The 14,639-nt window shown below is 61.0% G+C and carries 14 protein-coding genes; 6 read left to right on the top strand and 8 right to left on the bottom strand.

Annotated elements, in window-relative coordinates; translation table 11 throughout:
* The first annotated feature begins 46 nt into the window (after positions 1-46).
* From serA to ACORLH_RS00770, 3 genes are all read left to right on the top strand, one after another.
* Complete coding sequence (serA, locus tag ACORLH_RS00780; RefSeq protein ID WP_321830709.1) at positions 47-1,642, top strand: phosphoglycerate dehydrogenase; 1,596 nt, start codon at positions 47-49, stop codon at positions 1,640-1,642.
* A 211-nt stretch (positions 1,643-1,853) separates the two neighbouring features.
* Positions 1,854-2,588 (top strand): metallophosphoesterase family protein, encoded by a 735-nt coding sequence (locus ACORLH_RS00775; protein WP_321830708.1) that lies wholly within the window; start codon positions 1,854-1,856, stop codon positions 2,586-2,588.
* Positions 2,589-2,705: 117 nt separating this feature from the next.
* The gene (locus tag ACORLH_RS00770) at positions 2,706-3,884 is read left to right on the top strand and encodes an acetyl-CoA C-acyltransferase family protein (RefSeq protein WP_321830707.1); all 1,179 of its coding nucleotides are present in this window, start codon (positions 2,706-2,708) and stop codon (positions 3,882-3,884) included.
* 251 nt (positions 3,885-4,135) lie between these two features.
* Here ACORLH_RS00770 and ACORLH_RS00765 read toward each other — a convergent pair whose 3' ends face one another.
* The 4 genes from ACORLH_RS00765 to ACORLH_RS00750 all read right to left on the bottom strand — a co-directional run bounded on the left by ACORLH_RS00765 (position 4,136) and on the right by ACORLH_RS00750 (position 7,029).
* A complete protein-coding gene (locus tag ACORLH_RS00765) occupies positions 4,136-5,050 on the bottom strand; it encodes a rhodanese-related sulfurtransferase (RefSeq protein ID WP_321830706.1) in 915 nt (304 codons plus the stop codon).
* Between the two features lie 55 nt (positions 5,051-5,105).
* The gene (locus tag ACORLH_RS00760) at positions 5,106-6,332 is read right to left on the bottom strand and encodes an Hsp70 family protein (RefSeq protein ID WP_321830704.1); all 1,227 of its coding nucleotides are present in this window, start codon (positions 6,330-6,332) and stop codon (positions 5,106-5,108) included.
* Positions 6,333-6,394: 62 nt separating this feature from the next.
* Positions 6,395-6,775 carry a hypothetical protein gene (locus ACORLH_RS00755; RefSeq protein WP_321830703.1) on the bottom strand — a complete coding sequence of 127 codons (381 nt, stop codon included), beginning with the start codon at positions 6,773-6,775 and terminating at the stop codon, positions 6,395-6,397.
* Entirely contained in the window at positions 6,772-7,029 is a 258-nt protein-coding gene (locus ACORLH_RS00750; protein ID WP_321830702.1) for a hypothetical protein, read from the bottom strand. Before ACORLH_RS00750 ends, ACORLH_RS00755 begins: the two co-directional genes overlap by 4 nt.
* A gap of 97 nt (positions 7,030-7,126) precedes the next feature.
* Between ACORLH_RS00750 and pncA the strand changes: the two genes are divergently transcribed.
* Positions 7,127-7,723, top strand: coding sequence for a bifunctional nicotinamidase/pyrazinamidase (gene pncA / locus ACORLH_RS00745; protein ID WP_321830701.1), 597 nt, complete (start codon positions 7,127-7,129; stop codon positions 7,721-7,723).
* A 27-nt stretch (positions 7,724-7,750) separates the two neighbouring features.
* On the opposite strand, the gene ACORLH_RS00740 is transcribed toward pncA, so the two are convergent.
* A complete protein-coding gene (locus ACORLH_RS00740; RefSeq protein ID WP_321830699.1) occupies positions 7,751-8,416 on the bottom strand; it encodes a hypothetical protein in 666 nt (221 codons plus the stop codon).
* Between the two features lie 303 nt (positions 8,417-8,719).
* On the opposite strand from ACORLH_RS00740, the gene pncB reads away from it, so the two are divergent.
* Together pncB and ACORLH_RS00730 are read left to right on the top strand one after the other, a co-directional pair.
* Positions 8,720-10,012, top strand: coding sequence for a nicotinate phosphoribosyltransferase (gene pncB, locus ACORLH_RS00735; RefSeq protein ID WP_321830698.1), 1,293 nt, complete (start codon positions 8,720-8,722; stop codon positions 10,010-10,012).
* A gap of 8 nt (positions 10,013-10,020) precedes the next feature.
* The gene (locus tag ACORLH_RS00730) at positions 10,021-10,689 is read left to right on the top strand and encodes an NnrU family protein (protein WP_321830697.1); all 669 of its coding nucleotides are present in this window, start codon (positions 10,021-10,023) and stop codon (positions 10,687-10,689) included.
* Between the two features lie 10 nt (positions 10,690-10,699).
* Here the strand turns inward: ACORLH_RS00730 and ACORLH_RS00725 are convergent, their stop codons facing one another.
* From ACORLH_RS00725 to ACORLH_RS00715, 3 genes are read right to left on the bottom strand one after another with little or no spacing between them, the layout of a single operon-like run.
* Complete coding sequence (locus ACORLH_RS00725) at positions 10,700-12,682, bottom strand: site-2 protease family protein (RefSeq protein ID WP_321830696.1); 1,983 nt, start codon at positions 12,680-12,682, stop codon at positions 10,700-10,702.
* On the bottom strand, positions 12,655-14,301 hold the full coding sequence (locus ACORLH_RS00720; RefSeq protein ID WP_321830695.1) for an efflux RND transporter periplasmic adaptor subunit: 1,647 nt from the start codon (positions 14,299-14,301) through the stop codon (positions 12,655-12,657). The genes ACORLH_RS00725 and ACORLH_RS00720 overlap by 28 nt, the downstream gene beginning before the upstream one ends.
* 13 nt (positions 14,302-14,314) lie before the next feature.
* The gene (locus tag ACORLH_RS00715) at positions 14,315-14,614 is read right to left on the bottom strand and encodes a DUF3467 domain-containing protein (protein WP_058245435.1); all 300 of its coding nucleotides are present in this window, start codon (positions 14,612-14,614) and stop codon (positions 14,315-14,317) included.
* Positions 14,615-14,639 lie beyond the last annotated feature (25 nt).

Genomic DNA, 14,639 nt, shown 5'->3' with positions numbered 1-14,639 from the left:
TCTGACCCGCATCCAATTGGGTCACCCGGCATAAAGGACGCTCAAAATGGCTCCCAAAGTACTCGTCTCCGATAAACTCAGCGAAACCGCAGTTCAGATCTTCCGTGACCGCGGCATTGATGTGGATTTCCTGCCCGACGTGGGTAAGGACAAAGAGAAACTGGCCGAGATCATCGGTCAGTATGACGGTCTGGCGATCCGCTCGGCCACCAAAGTCACCCCAACCATCCTGAACGCTGCCACCAACCTCAAGGTCGTGGGCCGCGCCGGTATCGGCACCGACAACGTGGATAAAGAAGCGGCGTCGAAAAAGGGTGTGATCGTCATGAACACCCCTTTCGGCAACATGATCACCACCGCTGAACACGCCATCGCGATGATGTTCGCCGTCGCCCGCCAGCTGCCCGAAGCCTCGGCCTCGACCCACGCGGGCAAGTGGGAAAAGTCGAAGTTTATGGGCGTTGAGCTGACCGGCAAGACCCTGGGCGTCATCGGCGCAGGCAACATCGGTGGCATCGTCTGCGACCGGGCCCGTGGCCTGAAGATGAAGGTCGCCGCCTATGACCCCTTCCTCAGCGAGGAAAAGGCCCGCGACATGCAGGTCGAAAAGGTCGAGCTGGACGAGCTGCTGGCACGTGCCGATTTCATCACCCTGCACGTGCCTTTCACTGAGCAGACCAAAAACATCCTGAGCCGTGAGAATCTGGAAAAAACCAAAAAAGGCGTGCGCATCATCAACTGTGCCCGTGGTGGTCTGGTGGACGAAGAGGCGCTGGCCGATCTGCTGAAATCCGGCCATGTTGCCGGCGCAGCCTTTGACGTCTTTGCCGTAGAACCCGCCAAAGAGAACGTGCTGTTCAACCTGCCCAACGTAGTCTGCACCCCGCACCTGGGCGCATCGACCACCGAAGCACAGGAAAACGTGGCACTGCAGGTGGCTGACCAGATGTCGAACTACCTGCTGGACGGCGCAGTTGAAAACGCGCTGAACATGCCTTCGATGACCGCTGAGGAAGCCAAGGTCATGGGCCCTTGGGTGGAACTGGCGGGTCACCTTGGTGGCTTCATTGGCCAGCTAACCGATGAGCCGATTAAAGCGATCAACATCCTTTATGACGGTGTTGTCTCTGATATGAACCTGCCGGCGCTGAACTGCGCTGTGGTGGCGGGCATCATGAAAAAGGCCAACCCGGATGTGAACATGGTATCTGCCCCTCTTGTGGCCAAGGAAAAGGGCATCCAGATCTCGACCACCAATCAGGACAAGTCGGGCGCCTTTGACGGCTATATCAAAGTGACCATCGTCACCGACGAACGCGAACGCTCCATCGGGGGCACCGTCTTCTCGGATGGCAAGCCGCGCTTCATCCAGATCAAAGGCATCAACATCGACGCCGAAGTGGGGGAGCACATGCTCTACACCACCAACGAAGACGTGCCGGGCATTATCGGGACCCTCGGCGGTGTGCTGGGCGAAAACAACGTCAACATCGCGAACTTCACCCTGGGCCGTGCGGCGGCTGGCGGCGAAGCGATTGCACTGCTTTATGTTGACGGTGTGGTGGATCAGAAGGTGCTGGGCCAGTTGGCTGCAACCGGTCTGTTCAAGCAGATCAAACCGCTGACCTTCGACGTCGCCTAAACATCGCAGGCAGGTATCATTCCAAAGGGCATCGCACGGCGGTGCCCTTTTTCTGTTCACTGCACAGGCAAACCCGCGCCCGGCCGTGGCGCGAAGGCCGCGCTATCGGTCTTTTCCGCAGAATTCGCCTGTTGTACCGCGCTCAAGCCTTTCTTCTCTTCAGGTGCCTCAGTAGGTTCGCCGCGAAATCCCTGCTGCCGGAATACTGACGATGCCCTCCGATCCTATCTACGCCATTGGCGATATCCACGGCCATTTGGACCAGCTGGATCACGCGCTGGCGCTGATCGACAAAGATGGCGGCCCGGATGCGCAGGTGGTTTTTCTGGGCGATCTGGTGGACCGTGGCCCGGACAGCTGCGGCGTGATTGAGAGGTTGCAGCGCGGCATCGCTGTGGGCCGCAACTGGACGGTTCTGAAGGGCAACCACGATGCGATGTTCCAGGCCTTCCTGGAAGAGGCGGAGCTGTTTCACCCGCGCACCCGGCTGGGGCTGTCCTATCTGGATTCCACCATGGGCGGCTCAGCCACGCTGGCCTCCTACGGCAGTGACATGCGGCTGACCGATCCTGAGGATCTGCGCCGCGACGCTTTGGAACATATCCCGTACCGGCATCTGGAATTTATCCGCCAGCTGCCGCTGTACCATCAGGTGGACGACCTGCTGTTTGTGCATGCCGGCATCCGCCCCGAGGTGGCGCTGGCCGATCAAGATCCGGAAGACCTCTACTGGATCCGGGCCGAGTTTCTGGATCACCCCGATCCCCATCCCTGGATGGTGGTGCACGGCCACACTGCCGTGCAGCGGGCAGAACACCATGGCAACCGGGTCAATCTGGATTCAGGCGCAGGCTTTGGGCGGCCGATTACCGCGGCCGCAATCGAAGGGCGCAACGTCTGGGAATTGGGCCCCTTTGGCCGTCAGCCCCTGCTGCCGCTGGACTGATCTACACCGCGGCAACACCTCATCCGTATTTCTACCCATGCATTCTGACGGAACGTCTTAATGTCAATTGACGCCTGATCGGTTAGCCTGCCCGCAACATCATTCTGGGAGGCTTCCATGTCCGATATCGTAATTCTGGATGGCGTGCGTACCGCCATCGGCACCTTTGGCGGCGCTTTGGCTGGCACCGCCCCCACCGCGCTTGGCGCCACTGTCACCCGCGAAGCCATGGCCCGCGCCGGTGTGGAACCGGGCCAGATCGGCCATGTTGTGTTTGGTCACGTGATCAACACCGAACCCCGCGACATGTACCTGAGCCGCGTTGCCGCGATGGACGCAGGCATCCCCGACACCACCCCGGCGATGAACGTAAACCGCCTGTGCGGATCCGGGGCGCAGGCCGTTGTGTCCGCCACCCAGTCGCTGATGCTGGGCGATGCTGATTTCGCCATCGCGGGTGGCGCCGAAAACATGAGCCGCTCGCCCTATATCCTGCCTGATCAGCGCTGGGGCGCCAAAATGGGCGACGTGCGCACGCTGGACATGATGCTGGGCGCGCTGAACTGCCCGTTCGGCACCGGCCACATGGGCATCACCGCGGAAAACGTTGCTGATGAAAACGACGTCACCCGCGAAGACATGGATGCCTTTGCCCTGACCAGCCAGCAGCGCGCCGCCGCTGCGATTGAGGCCGGTCATTTCGCCAGCCAAATCGTCCCGGTTGAGGTGAAAAAGCGCCGCGAAACGGTGGGTTTTGACACCGACGAACACGTCAAAGGCGGCACCACCGCCGAAGTTCTTGCCGGTCTGCGCCCCGCCTTCAAAAAAGACGGCCGCGTAACTGCAGGCAATGCATCGGGCATCAACGACGGTGCCGCGGCACTGGTTTTGGCCCGCGCCGAAGCCGCTGAGAAGGCTGGCCTGAAGCCCAAGGCCCGCATCCTGGGCTACGCCCACGCAGGTGTGCGCCCCGAGGTCATGGGCATCGGCCCCGTGCCGGCGGTTGAGAATCTGATGGCCAAGACCGGCCTCAAAATCTCGGACTTTGATGTGATCGAAAGCAACGAAGCCTTTGCCGCACAGGCGCTGGCCGTGAACAAAGGTCTGGGGTTGGACGCCGCCAAGGTGAACCCGAACGGCGGCGCTATCGCACTGGGTCACCCAGTCGGCGCAACCGGCGCGATCATCACCGTGAAAGCGCTTTATGAGCTGGAGCGGATCGGCGGTTCCAAAGCGCTGATCACCATGTGCATCGGCGGCGGTCAGGGCATCGCCGTCGCGATCGAGCGCCTGTAAGCGCCACTGGCATCACAGATTTAGAAAGGGCTGCTTCGGCGGCCCTTTTTTGTTGGATTGAGTAAACGCCACGCTGGAAATCAACAAATGAAATCACAGCACGGGCGCCAGCCCGGGCCGCGCCTGACCTTCCCCCCGGGAAGGCGCATTCTCAGTGTCATAAAAATAATCAAACGCTGCGGTTTTTGGGGCGTCATCCAACCCAAAAGGTCGCAAAGCGCCTCCCCAAGGTCAGGCGCGGCCCTAAGGCCTTAAACCCCGCGCGATCCGCCCATGTGGGTTTCACCGCGCGCTTTGGCCAGTTCGATCTGCTTCTGACGTTCGCGGAAGCGGGCTTTGTCGGCCTCAGTCTTCTCATCGATGCACAGATGGCAGGTCACGCCATCTTCAAACTCGGGCCGTTTCTGATCTTCGGGCAGGATCGGGCGTCGGCAGGCGTGACACAGCACGTGTGGCCCTTCGGCCAGCCCATGCCCCACCGACACGCGGCCATCAAAGACGAAACATTCGCCTTCCCAGGAACTGTCTTCCTGCGGCACCTCCTCAAGGTATTTCAGGATACCGCCTTTGAGGTGATAGACATCCTCAACCCCCTGCGACATCAGGAAATTGGTGGATTTCTCACAACGGATACCGCCGGTGCAGAACATCGCGATGCGCTTGTTGTGAAACCGCTCTTTGTTTTCGTCCCACCAGGCGGGGAAATCGCGGAAGGTATCGGTCTTAGGATCGACCGCACCTTCGAAGGTGCCGATGGCCACTTCATAATCGTTGCGGGTGTCGATCACCGCCACATCCGGGCTGCGGATCAGGTCATTCCAATCCTCAGGCGCCACGTAGTGCCCCACCTTGGCCAGTGGATCCACATCCGGTTGGCCCATGGTCACGATCTCTTTCTTCAGCTTGACCTTCATCCGCGGGAAGGGCGCATCCTGCGCGGTGCTTTCCTTCCATTCCAGATCGGCGCAGCCCGGCAGGCCACGCACATGGGCCAGCACCGCATCGAGACCGGCACGCGATCCCGCAATCGTGCCATTGATCCCCTCATGGGCCAGCAGCAGGGAGCCGGTGACGCCATTGGCCTCAGCCAGCTCAAGCAACGCCGGTTTCAACGCGGCGGGATCGGAGAATCGGGTGAAGTGATAGAGTGCGCAAACGATATACATGGCGCCCAGATACGCCTTTGACCTCAGTGAAACAAGGGGGGCTATACCCCTGGGTCTAGCTGTCGCGCCCCGCCGCAAGGGCCAGCCCATCAACCACCGCCGTAAACACCTCAGAGGTTTCAGGCCGCGCCTCTGGCAAGAGGGCCTCCATCCGGTGTTGGATCACCCCCAGAAGGGAGGAACCGCCAACATAAACGATCCGGTCGATGCTTTCAGGCGTCACATCAGCCTTGGCGATGGTTTCAGCGGCACAGGCGGCGATCTGATCCGCGTAGCCTTCCAGCTCGGCCTGCATCAGATCACGCATCAGGGCGACGCGCAGCCCCTTCTCCACCGGATCCAGCTGGATCATGCCCTCACCGTCGCCATTGGCCCGGATTTTGCCGGCCTCCACCGCATAGGCCACATCATGGCCCAGATGCATTTCCAGCACCTCTCCCAAGCGGCCAAACAGCTGCGGATCCCGCGCCAGCCGTTCCCAGCGCCGCACATCCCGCAACAGGGCGGGACCGTAGACAAAGGTGATCTTTTCCCAGCTGGCCAGATCCTGATAAAGCGCCCGCGGCGCGCGGTGGCTGCCCGGCCCCATTTCATTACCAATCTCAGCCCCATAGCCGAACAGCGGCATCACATGCGCAAGGCTCAGCGCCTTGTCAAAATCGGTGCCGCCCAGCCGGATCCCCTGTGAGGCCAGCACCCGGAACCCATCGCCATCTCGGTCACACAGGGTGAAATCCGATGTACCGCCGCCAATGTCCACGATCAGGCTGCGCCCCTGCCCCCCGGCGGCCAGCGCGGCAGCTTCAGGTTCCGGCAGGAAGTTGATGGTTTTGAAACCGGCCAGGCGATAGGCCTCTTCCAGATCCTCTGCCGCCTGCGCATTGCGCGCCTCATCGGCCGAGTGGAAGCGCACCGGGCGGCCTGACAGCACGCCGGTCACCTCCTGATAGGTGGCCGCTTCGGCGCGTTTTCGGATCTCAGCCAGAAACCGCGCGATCACTTCGATCAGCGTCAGTTTTTCGTTCATGAACTGCCGCTTTTCCCGCGCCAGCGAGGTGCCCAGAACAGATTTCAGCGCCCGCATGAAACGGCCTTCCTCGCCCTCCATCATGGCGCGGGCGGCGGGGCGGCCATACAGCGTGCGGCGGTTGGCAAAATCCAGGAAGACGGCGGTTGGCAAGGTCTGTTCGCCCGCCTCCAGCGGGATCACAAAGGGTTTGCCGTTCACAGCCACTGCAGCGGCTGTGTTGGAGGTGCCAAAATCAATACCAAGAACCGTCATCTGATCCATCCCAATACGCGAAAGACGCCGGTTCTAGGCAATTCTCAGACCTCAGGCAAGGGTCATGACGCCAGAGGCAGAACCGGCACCCGGCGGGCAATTTCGGACTGCATCCGGCTGTCTGAATAGAGTGTCTTCAGCACGCTTGGGCGCATGATGTCAGGATGGCGATCAATCAGCGTATCAACGTCCTGACCCGGCTGCGGTTCAATCTCAGCAATCACGCTAAGAGAGGCAAAGGTCACCGTCGCGTTGAACTTTTCCGGCACACCGGCGGCAAGGGTCAGCCGCTGCAACCCGCGCGACATGCGTGCCAGTGCGTCATAGAAATCGCCCTGCTGCAGCGCCGCGATCGCGACGCCGACGTGATCACGGTGGCTAAAGGCCGCCGGGTCCAGGGTGCCCGCATCAAGCTGCGCCAGTTTTTCAGCATAGATGTTCATTTCGGGGTCTCCGTTGCCTCAGTGATTTTGTGGCTGTCATCCGCTGTCAGATCCAACTCATAGACCTGTTTCAGCATCTCAATCTTCGCCAGCGTCTCGGGGCCAAAAGGTGTTTTGCCTTCAAAGGCATGCAGCGCCATGCCCTCGATCAGTTCAGCCATGCTCATGTCCAGATGTTCGGCCAGCCCTTTCAGGACCTTCAACAGCCGCTTCTCCAGCCGGACGCCGGTTTGTACACGTTCGATTCGTTTCATGCGCCAGTTGGTAACTTGGTACCAAGGTAGAGTCAATCTGACCCGTTGACCGCCACGCCTGCGCCGCCTACCCATTGACCAACCAAGGAGATGGACCATGACCCAAGCCCTGATTGTGATTGATGTTCAAAATGATTTCTGCCCCGGCGGCGCCCTTGCAGTACCAGAGGGCGATCAAATCGTGCCCGGCATCAACGCGCTGATTGATGCCCATGACACGGTGATCCTGACGCAGGACTGGCATCCGGCTGGGCACAGCTCCTTCGCTTCATCCCACGCGGGCAAGGCCCCGATGGAGCTGGTGGATATGCCTTATAGTCCGCAGGTGCTGTGGCCCGACCATTGTGTGCAGGGCAGCATCGGCGCGGCGTTTCATAAGGATCTTAACACCACCCGCGCCGATCTGATCATCCGCAAAGGCTACAACCCGGCGATCGACAGCTATTCAGCCTTCTTTGAAAACGATCAGACCACCCCAACCGGGCTGGAAGGCTACCTGCGCACCCGGGGCATCACCGATCTGGTGATGGTTGGGCTGGCGACCGATTTCTGTGTGAACTTCTCAGCCGTGGATGCGGCCAAGCTGGGGTTTGCCGTCACTGTGCGTCAGGACCTGTGCCGGGCCATCGATTTCGACGGTTCCCTGGCCGCCGCACAGGCAGGCATGACCGCCGCAGGTGTCACCCTAGCGTAACGATATCCGGCGACAATTGGTTGGGCGTCAGTGAACGACGCCCACACCGCTGAAGCCGCAGCCTTCCATCATTTTCAGGTAAGACGCGGTGAATCCGTTCAGGAAGAAACTGTGGAACACCCGGCCCTCAACAACCACGTCCATCTGGTTGTTGCGGCGCATCGCCAGCAGAACGGGCAGGCTGTAGGGGTAGTAGAACGACACAACTGCATTGGGCAGGCCGTCGTTGTCGTAGTAGGATTCGACGATGCCGTCATAGGTGTCTTCGTCATCAAACCACAGGTACATCCGCTGCTGACCCCGCATGAAGGTCTGATAGCCACGGGGGGCGTATTCCTCAATCGTGACACCGGGATAGGCATGCGGTGGGCCAACATCCTGCGATGAAATTCCAACGCGGGCGTAGGGTTCGCCATCCCCACCGGTCCAGGCCTGGCAGTTGTAATAGACCCCGTCTTCATAGCTGTCCTGACGCTCGACCGAGACCTTCCAGGAGCCATATTCCCAATAGCCTGCGCGGCTCTGCGGTTTGGGGGCGGGCGCGGGTGCAACCGTCTGCCCCCAGATCGAAAGGAAGCCCGGTGCGCCGCTGCCACCTGTCGCGCCTGAGGCGGCCACTGGCGCCGCCCAGAGGGTGCTGAACAGCGCCACAACTGTGGCCAAAACGGTGGTGATCCCTGTCTTTGCGGTCACGGTCTTCCCTCCTGTTTGCAGGCATTCGTTGCAATTTGATACGCCGAATACCTGCAAAGATTTAGAGATCTGGCCGCTTTTTGTCCCTGATTATCTGGATTTGCGCGCAATCATCCCCTCAACTGACGAATTTGCAACAGCAAGGACCCGCGCAGCGGCTCACAATCATGGCGGAGGCAAGAAAATCGCCCCAACCACTGGTAAATAGCCGGTGTGCCGCCTAAAACTTCGGTGCCCAAGCCACGGTTACGTGTTTTCGCTAAGGTGTCGCCCCGCGTTTGGAAGCAAACCAAGGACTGAGATATGGTCGATATTGCAACCCGTGTCTGGAACCACAAATGGAAGATCGACCCGATTGTACGGTCGTTGATCGATACGGATTTCTACAAACTGCTGATGTGTCAGTCGGTGTTTCGCAACAAGCGCGACACGCAGGTAAAATTCAGCCTGATCAACCGCTCGACCGATATCAAACTGGCTGAGTTGATTGATGAAGGTGAGCTGCGCGAACAGCTGGATTACATCCGTTCCCTCTCGCTGACCCGCGGCGAAAGTACCTGGCTGCGCGGCAACACCTTTTACGGCAAACGCCAGATGTTCCGCTCGGACTTTATGGAGTGGTTTGAGCAGCTGCGCCTGCCCGACTACCACTTGGAAAAACGCGACGGCCAGTTTGAGCTGACCTTTGAAGGCAGCTGGCCCGAGGTCATGATGTGGGAAATCCCCGCCCTCGCCGTACTGATGGAACTGCGCTCACGCGCTGTGCTGCGCGACATGGGACGGTTTGAACTGCAGGTGCTTTATGCCCGCGGGATGACCAAGCTGTGGGAAAAAATCGAACGTCTGCGTCAGGTCGACGGTTTGCGGATCGCAGATTTCGGCACCCGCCGCCGTCACAGTTTCCTGTGGCAGGACTGGTGCGTGCAGGCCATGACCGAAGGTCTGGGGGAGAAGTTTGTTGGCACCTCCAACTGCCTGATCGCCAAGAACCGCGATCTGGAAGCGATCGGCACCAACGCGCATGAGCTGCCGATGGTCTATGCCGCGCTGGCCGAAGATGACGCCGAACTGGCGCAATCGCCCTATCAGGTTCTGGCCGACTGGCATGAAGAACATGAGGGCAACCTGCGCATCATCCTGCCCGACACATTCGGCACCAAAGGGTTCCTCAAACGGGCACCGGATTGGCTGGCAGGCTGGACCGGCATCCGCATCGACAGCGGCGAACCTGCCGCCGGCGCCGAAGCTGCCATCGAATGGTGGCATTCGCGCGGTGAGGATCCAACGCAGAAGATGGTGATCTTCTCGGACGGGCTGGATGTGGACAAGATCGAGGATCTGCACCAGCAGTTTGCTGGTCGGGTTCGCCCCTCCTTCGGGTGGGGCACGCTGCTGACCAATGACTTCCGTGGCCTGACCCCGGGCGATGCGCTGTCGCCCTTCTCACTGGTCTGCAAGGCCGTGGCCGCAGACGGGAAGGCCACGGTGAAGCTGTCGGACAACCCCAACAAGGCGATGGGCCCCACATCTGAGATTGAGCGCTACAAACGGGTATTTGATGTTGGTCAACAACAGGCAATGGATGTCGTGGTTTAACCCACCCTATGACAGACTGGTTTGAATATATCGCCGCCTTTCTGGGCTTTTTTGCCGCCCATAACATCCCCACGCGCCCTGCAACCAAGGCGCAGCTGCAGGGCCTGTTAGGCAAGCGCGGCTTCAGCGTCGGCTATTCGGTCCTCAGCCTGGCCGCGCTGTACTGGCTGGTGATGGCGGCGAGCCGGGCGCCGGTGGTGGTGCTATGGGACTGGGCGCCGTGGCAGAACCATGTGCCGTTCACCGCAATGGCGCTGTTCTGCCTGATCCTGTGCCTTGGCGTGGCGCGGCCCAACCCGTTTTCCTTCGGCGGCCGCAACAACGCCAGCTTTGATCCCAAACGTCCCGGCCTGATCCGCTATACCCGCCACCCCATCCTGCTGGCCCTCGCCCTCTGGGCCTTTGCCCATCTGGTGCCAAACGGTCAGCTGGCCCATGCCATTTTGTTCACGGTGTTTGGCCTGTTTGCCCTTATGGGCATGCGCCTGATTGATCGGCGCAAAAAGCGTGAGATGCCCGAATGGGAAAGCCTGCAAAACGCCACGCGACAGGCGCCCTACCTGCACGCCCCCCTCAGCTGGGGCGGATTGGTGCTGCGGCTGGTGATCGCGGTCAACCTCTACATCGGGTTGCTACACGCCCATGGGCCAATCCTGGGCGTTTATCCGGCGGGCTAATTCTCAGCGCCTAGTCCAGCAGCGTTTCCCGTTCGATCAGCTGGGCACTGCGATACTTCTCAACCACGCCTTGCCACCAGAACTGCAGATGCCGCCAGGCCGGCGCCCGTTCAAACGACAGGCGCAATTGGCCCGGTTGCCCAACCATCTGGGACGCACTTGCCGCCTCATGACGCAGGCGCAACTGCCAGCTGCGCGCACCGCTTTCGCTGTTGCGCTGCATCACTTCGCTCAGATCCAGACCGGAGACCGGCACCGATTGATACTGACCCGCCACCTTAAGCGTCGCCTCAGCCACCCCACCCCGGTAAAGCGTCACATAACGCTCAGGGAAGGCGCCGGTCAGCACCGCCGCGCCGTCCTGCGGCAGCAAGGCACCTGCTAGATCACCCGGCCCCAGCCAGCGCCGCGCCTCCATTGAGGTCAGCGGCATGAACACCCCTGCAGTCGCTGCGGTGAGGGTCAGGTTTGCCTGTTCCGCCAGAACATTGGCCTGCCGTTCCCGCAAGGACGCGATCTTTTCCTGTGCCGCTTGCGCCTTGGCCGGATCCGCGCCCCGCACCGCCTCATAAAGCAGGGCCGCCCCGCGCAGCTCCTCGGTCAACATGGCCAGTTCATCTGCCAGCACAACATTGTCCTGTTGCAAGATCACCTGCCCAGCCGTGACCGGGCCATAGCCCGCACGTGTGTCCACAAACCCGGGACTGCGGACGGTGATCTGATAACTGCCCGTGATGTCGAGGGAGACCGGCACAACGGTGGAAAACGGCCATTTGAGCAGAAACAGACCGGCCACTAGCGCCGACAGGATCCCAAGGCGCCAGCCCCATACCCGCGTGAGCTTTGGGCGATCCGTGGCCGGGTTTTGCGGCCGATCCCGCATCAACGGTAGTGCAAACATGGCCAACGCCCCCCAAGCGGTCAGAACCGCACCAAGCCCCAAGTATTTCGGCATCATTGCGCTGGCGATAATCCACAGGATGTTCACCCGGTAAAGCACGGTGGCCAGCGCATAGCCCGCCAGCCCTTTGCGGCGCCAGCCCCGCAGGCTTTGGCCCTGTGCGCCAAAGCTGACCACCCAGTCGCGCGCGCCGCTGAGCGTGGCCATGGCCCGGGTGTAGAAATTGCGCCGCCCCAAGGCATCGGTCAGCGCGTAGTAGCCATCCAGCTTGATCAGCGGATTGGCGTTGAACAGGATCGAATTGAGCGTCGAAAACACAAAGATATTGCCCAGAAGCACATGGAAAAAATTGCCCTCGGTCACATGCCAGAGCGCAAAGGCGATCAGGCCGATGAACACATCCGTCACAATGCCCGCCAGGCTGATGGCCACGCGGTGGCGTCGCCGTGCGGTCATATCCGCGTCTGAACAATCCACAAAAGGCATCGGGTAAAGCCCGATCACCATCACCCCAAACTGCCTTACCCGCACGCCGTAGCGCGTGGCAGTCAGCACGTGACCGGCTTCGTGGATCAGTTTCAAAAACGGGGCAACAAGGCCGAAGCTCAGCAGCGCCTGCAACGAAAAGACATTCTGAAACGCGTCCAAAATGGCCCAGTTGTTGCGCACACCCAGCGAAAAACACAGCGCCGCCAGAAGCGCCAATGCCACAAAGCTCTGCCAGCCGACCACCAGCCGCGCCAGACCTTGCAGGTGGCGCTGCCAGGGGCCCAGATCAAACAGCGGCAGGTTCATGAACAAGGGATTGAAAGGTTTGCGCTTCAGCAGATCGGTGGCCTGCACCGCCTTCATCATATGCAGGAAGCCGTAAACTTCTTTCGCAACCTCTTCATCGACCGATGCTTTGGCGTCAGCGGCGCGGTGCGGATCACTGACCGCGATCTGACTGTTGCGCACCGCATGGGCCACTTTGGCCGGCAGCGTGAAAATACGCCCGGTTGAGAGGTCCTGCACCAGATAGATCGCCCGCCCCCCTTCGGCCGCCAGCCGCAGCTTGATCTGCCTCAGAGTTGGAAGTCGAACCAGGTCCACAGCTTCATCCTGATGTATTCCCGCGCATAGCGGCTGAGAACCAGCGCCCGCATCTGTTCGCCGACTTCAATCCTGGCAAACCCTGTCAGCCCCGCGAAAAGCCGCGCCTGATCCTGCCCCAACAGTTCCGCCTTAAGCGTCAGCTCTTCTTCGCCGGAGGTGGGATCCACGGTCAGGCTGGGGGCGCTGGTCACCTCCAGCTGCCATTCCTGCCCGGATATGCCGCGAAACCAAATCTCACCGCTTTGACCGACCTGCAACAATGGCGCATCAACGCGGGCGATCTTCAGCCGCGCCGCATAGCGGTTTTCGGGCTGAACCACAGCGATGTTTTCACCAGTGGGCTGGTAGGCACCCAAGACCTCATGCCCCAGTGCCTGCACCACGCGGGCGTCGAAAGGCGCGCGCAACCGCAACTGCGCCAACCGCTCCTCAAGCTGATCCAGTCGTTTGCGGTTCTGCGCGATCTTCTGTTCTGACAGGACATAGGCCCCATAGTCATTGGCCGAGAGGGCCGATTGCGCCGAAACCTCTTCAATTGCGATCTGCGCCACCAGATCGGCGCGCTGATCCAGCAGGTTCGGCGCCCGCAGATCGGCAATGGGATCGCCAGCGGCCACCTGATCGCCCACCCGCACATGCATCTGTTCCAGAAAGGCCTCAAATGGCAGTGCCATCGCCTGGGCCGAAGCTGGCAGACTGGTCGCGGTTGCGGTCACTTTCAACGGGGCGGGCAAGGCCAGCCAGACCAGCAGCGCCGCCGTTGCGGTCAACGCTGCACCACGCAACGCCAAGGCGCGCATGGGGCGCGGGGTGCGTCCCGGCAAGGATGCCGCCAACACCGCCTTTAACGCGGCAAGCTGCGCCTCCGCCTGTGGTGTGGCGCAAAACAGCATGAACGCATAGCCATGGGTGCCTGCGGCGGGCAGGTCCAGCACCAGATCACCGCCCCCAAACATATCGCCCAACAATGCGGGATCCAGGTTTTCAGCGCTGAAATCATTGGCAGGGATACGGCGCTGCTGCGGCTCATCACCGACCTGGTGCAGGATCACATGGCGCAGCTCATCTGCGTAGGGTTCGCCGGCCTGATCGCTTAAGGTCAGCGCCCGCACCTTGCCGCGACGCAGTTCAGCCAATGCCGCAAACTGGCACAAGCCGGTTTCAATCATCGCATTGGCGATGACCTGCAGCACCGCTTTGACCCTGCGTTTGCTGCCCTGCCCCAGCGCGGTCAGGGCCACCACCGCCGCGGTATCGGGCGCGGCCTGACCATCGGCCATCGTGACCGAGGCCGCTGCGCCCTGTTGCCCGGGCTGCGCCGCATCAGAGGCCGCCAGAACCGCGGCCCCGCGCGCCTGAATGTCCTGGACCAGCGCCGACAGCGCGTTCAGCGGTGGCACCGTGTCAAAGACCCAGGCCTGCCAGCGCGGCGGCGTGGTGGCGACCGGCAGGACAATCGCCAGCCGCTCTGCCAGTTTTCGCATATTGGGTTTATCGGCGCACATGGCGCGCAGATCCTGGACAGACATCCCCGCAGGCAAGGCACCCTTCAGCACCACCGCATCGGCGTCTGGCGCTGCCTCAAACTGCAGAACCGCGCTTACATCTTCCAGCATCGCAACCGCTCAATCAGGTTTCGATTTCACCAAACTGGTTTTCATAGGCTTTGATCGACTGGGTCAGGATCACCGCCAGACGTTTGGCCGCAAAGGGGCTCATCACGATACGATTGGCCAGCTTCACATCCACCTCTGCGGTTTCCTCACGGCTGCCGCGCCAGTGCTGGTGGGTGCCAAACAGCAAGAAGAACTCTTCGCGGTTGGCCGTTGCGGTGCCAACATTGGCGTAGGCGCTGACCATTTCGCTGTCATCCCAGTTGATGGTCGTGCCGTTCAGCGCGGTCGGGGCGCCGGTTACTTTTTCCGTCATGTTATCCGTCTCACATCTTCGTTGT

Origin of the sequence: Thalassovita sp. (assembly GCF_963691685.1) — a bacterium.
Taxonomy (GTDB): domain Bacteria; phylum Pseudomonadota; class Alphaproteobacteria; order Rhodobacterales; family Rhodobacteraceae; genus Thalassobius.
Note: the sequence above shows the minus strand (reverse complement) of the source record. Positions and strands in the feature narration are given on the sequence as shown.

What these genes read in the sequence shown, in the direction of transcription:
- ACORLH_RS00760 (WP_321830704.1), bottom strand. Translation starts at nt 6,332, where the DNA reads ATGACGGTTCTTGGTATTGATTTTGGCACCTCCAACACAGCCGCTGCA.
- ACORLH_RS00770 (WP_321830707.1), top strand. Translation starts at nt 2,706, where the DNA reads ATGTCCGATATCGTAATTCTGGATGGCGTGCGTACCGCCATCGGCACC.
- serA (WP_321830709.1), top strand. Translation starts at nt 47, where the DNA reads ATGGCTCCCAAAGTACTCGTCTCCGATAAACTCAGCGAAACCGCAGTT.
- ACORLH_RS00730 (WP_321830697.1), top strand. Translation starts at nt 10,021, where the DNA reads ATGACAGACTGGTTTGAATATATCGCCGCCTTTCTGGGCTTTTTTGCC.
- ACORLH_RS00775 (WP_321830708.1), top strand. Translation starts at nt 1,854, where the DNA reads ATGCCCTCCGATCCTATCTACGCCATTGGCGATATCCACGGCCATTTG.
- ACORLH_RS00750 (WP_321830702.1), bottom strand. Translation starts at nt 7,029, where the DNA reads ATGAAACGAATCGAACGTGTACAAACCGGCGTCCGGCTGGAGAAGCGG.
- ACORLH_RS00765 (WP_321830706.1), bottom strand. Translation starts at nt 5,050, where the DNA reads ATGTATATCGTTTGCGCACTCTATCACTTCACCCGATTCTCCGATCCC.
- ACORLH_RS00715 (WP_058245435.1), bottom strand. Translation starts at nt 14,614, where the DNA reads ATGACGGAAAAAGTAACCGGCGCCCCGACCGCGCTGAACGGCACGACC.
- ACORLH_RS00755 (WP_321830703.1), bottom strand. Translation starts at nt 6,775, where the DNA reads ATGAACATCTATGCTGAAAAACTGGCGCAGCTTGATGCGGGCACCCTG.
- pncA (WP_321830701.1), top strand. Translation starts at nt 7,127, where the DNA reads ATGACCCAAGCCCTGATTGTGATTGATGTTCAAAATGATTTCTGCCCC.
- ACORLH_RS00720 (WP_321830695.1), bottom strand. Translation starts at nt 14,301, where the DNA reads ATGCTGGAAGATGTAAGCGCGGTTCTGCAGTTTGAGGCAGCGCCAGAC.
- pncB (WP_321830698.1), top strand. Translation starts at nt 8,720, where the DNA reads ATGGTCGATATTGCAACCCGTGTCTGGAACCACAAATGGAAGATCGAC.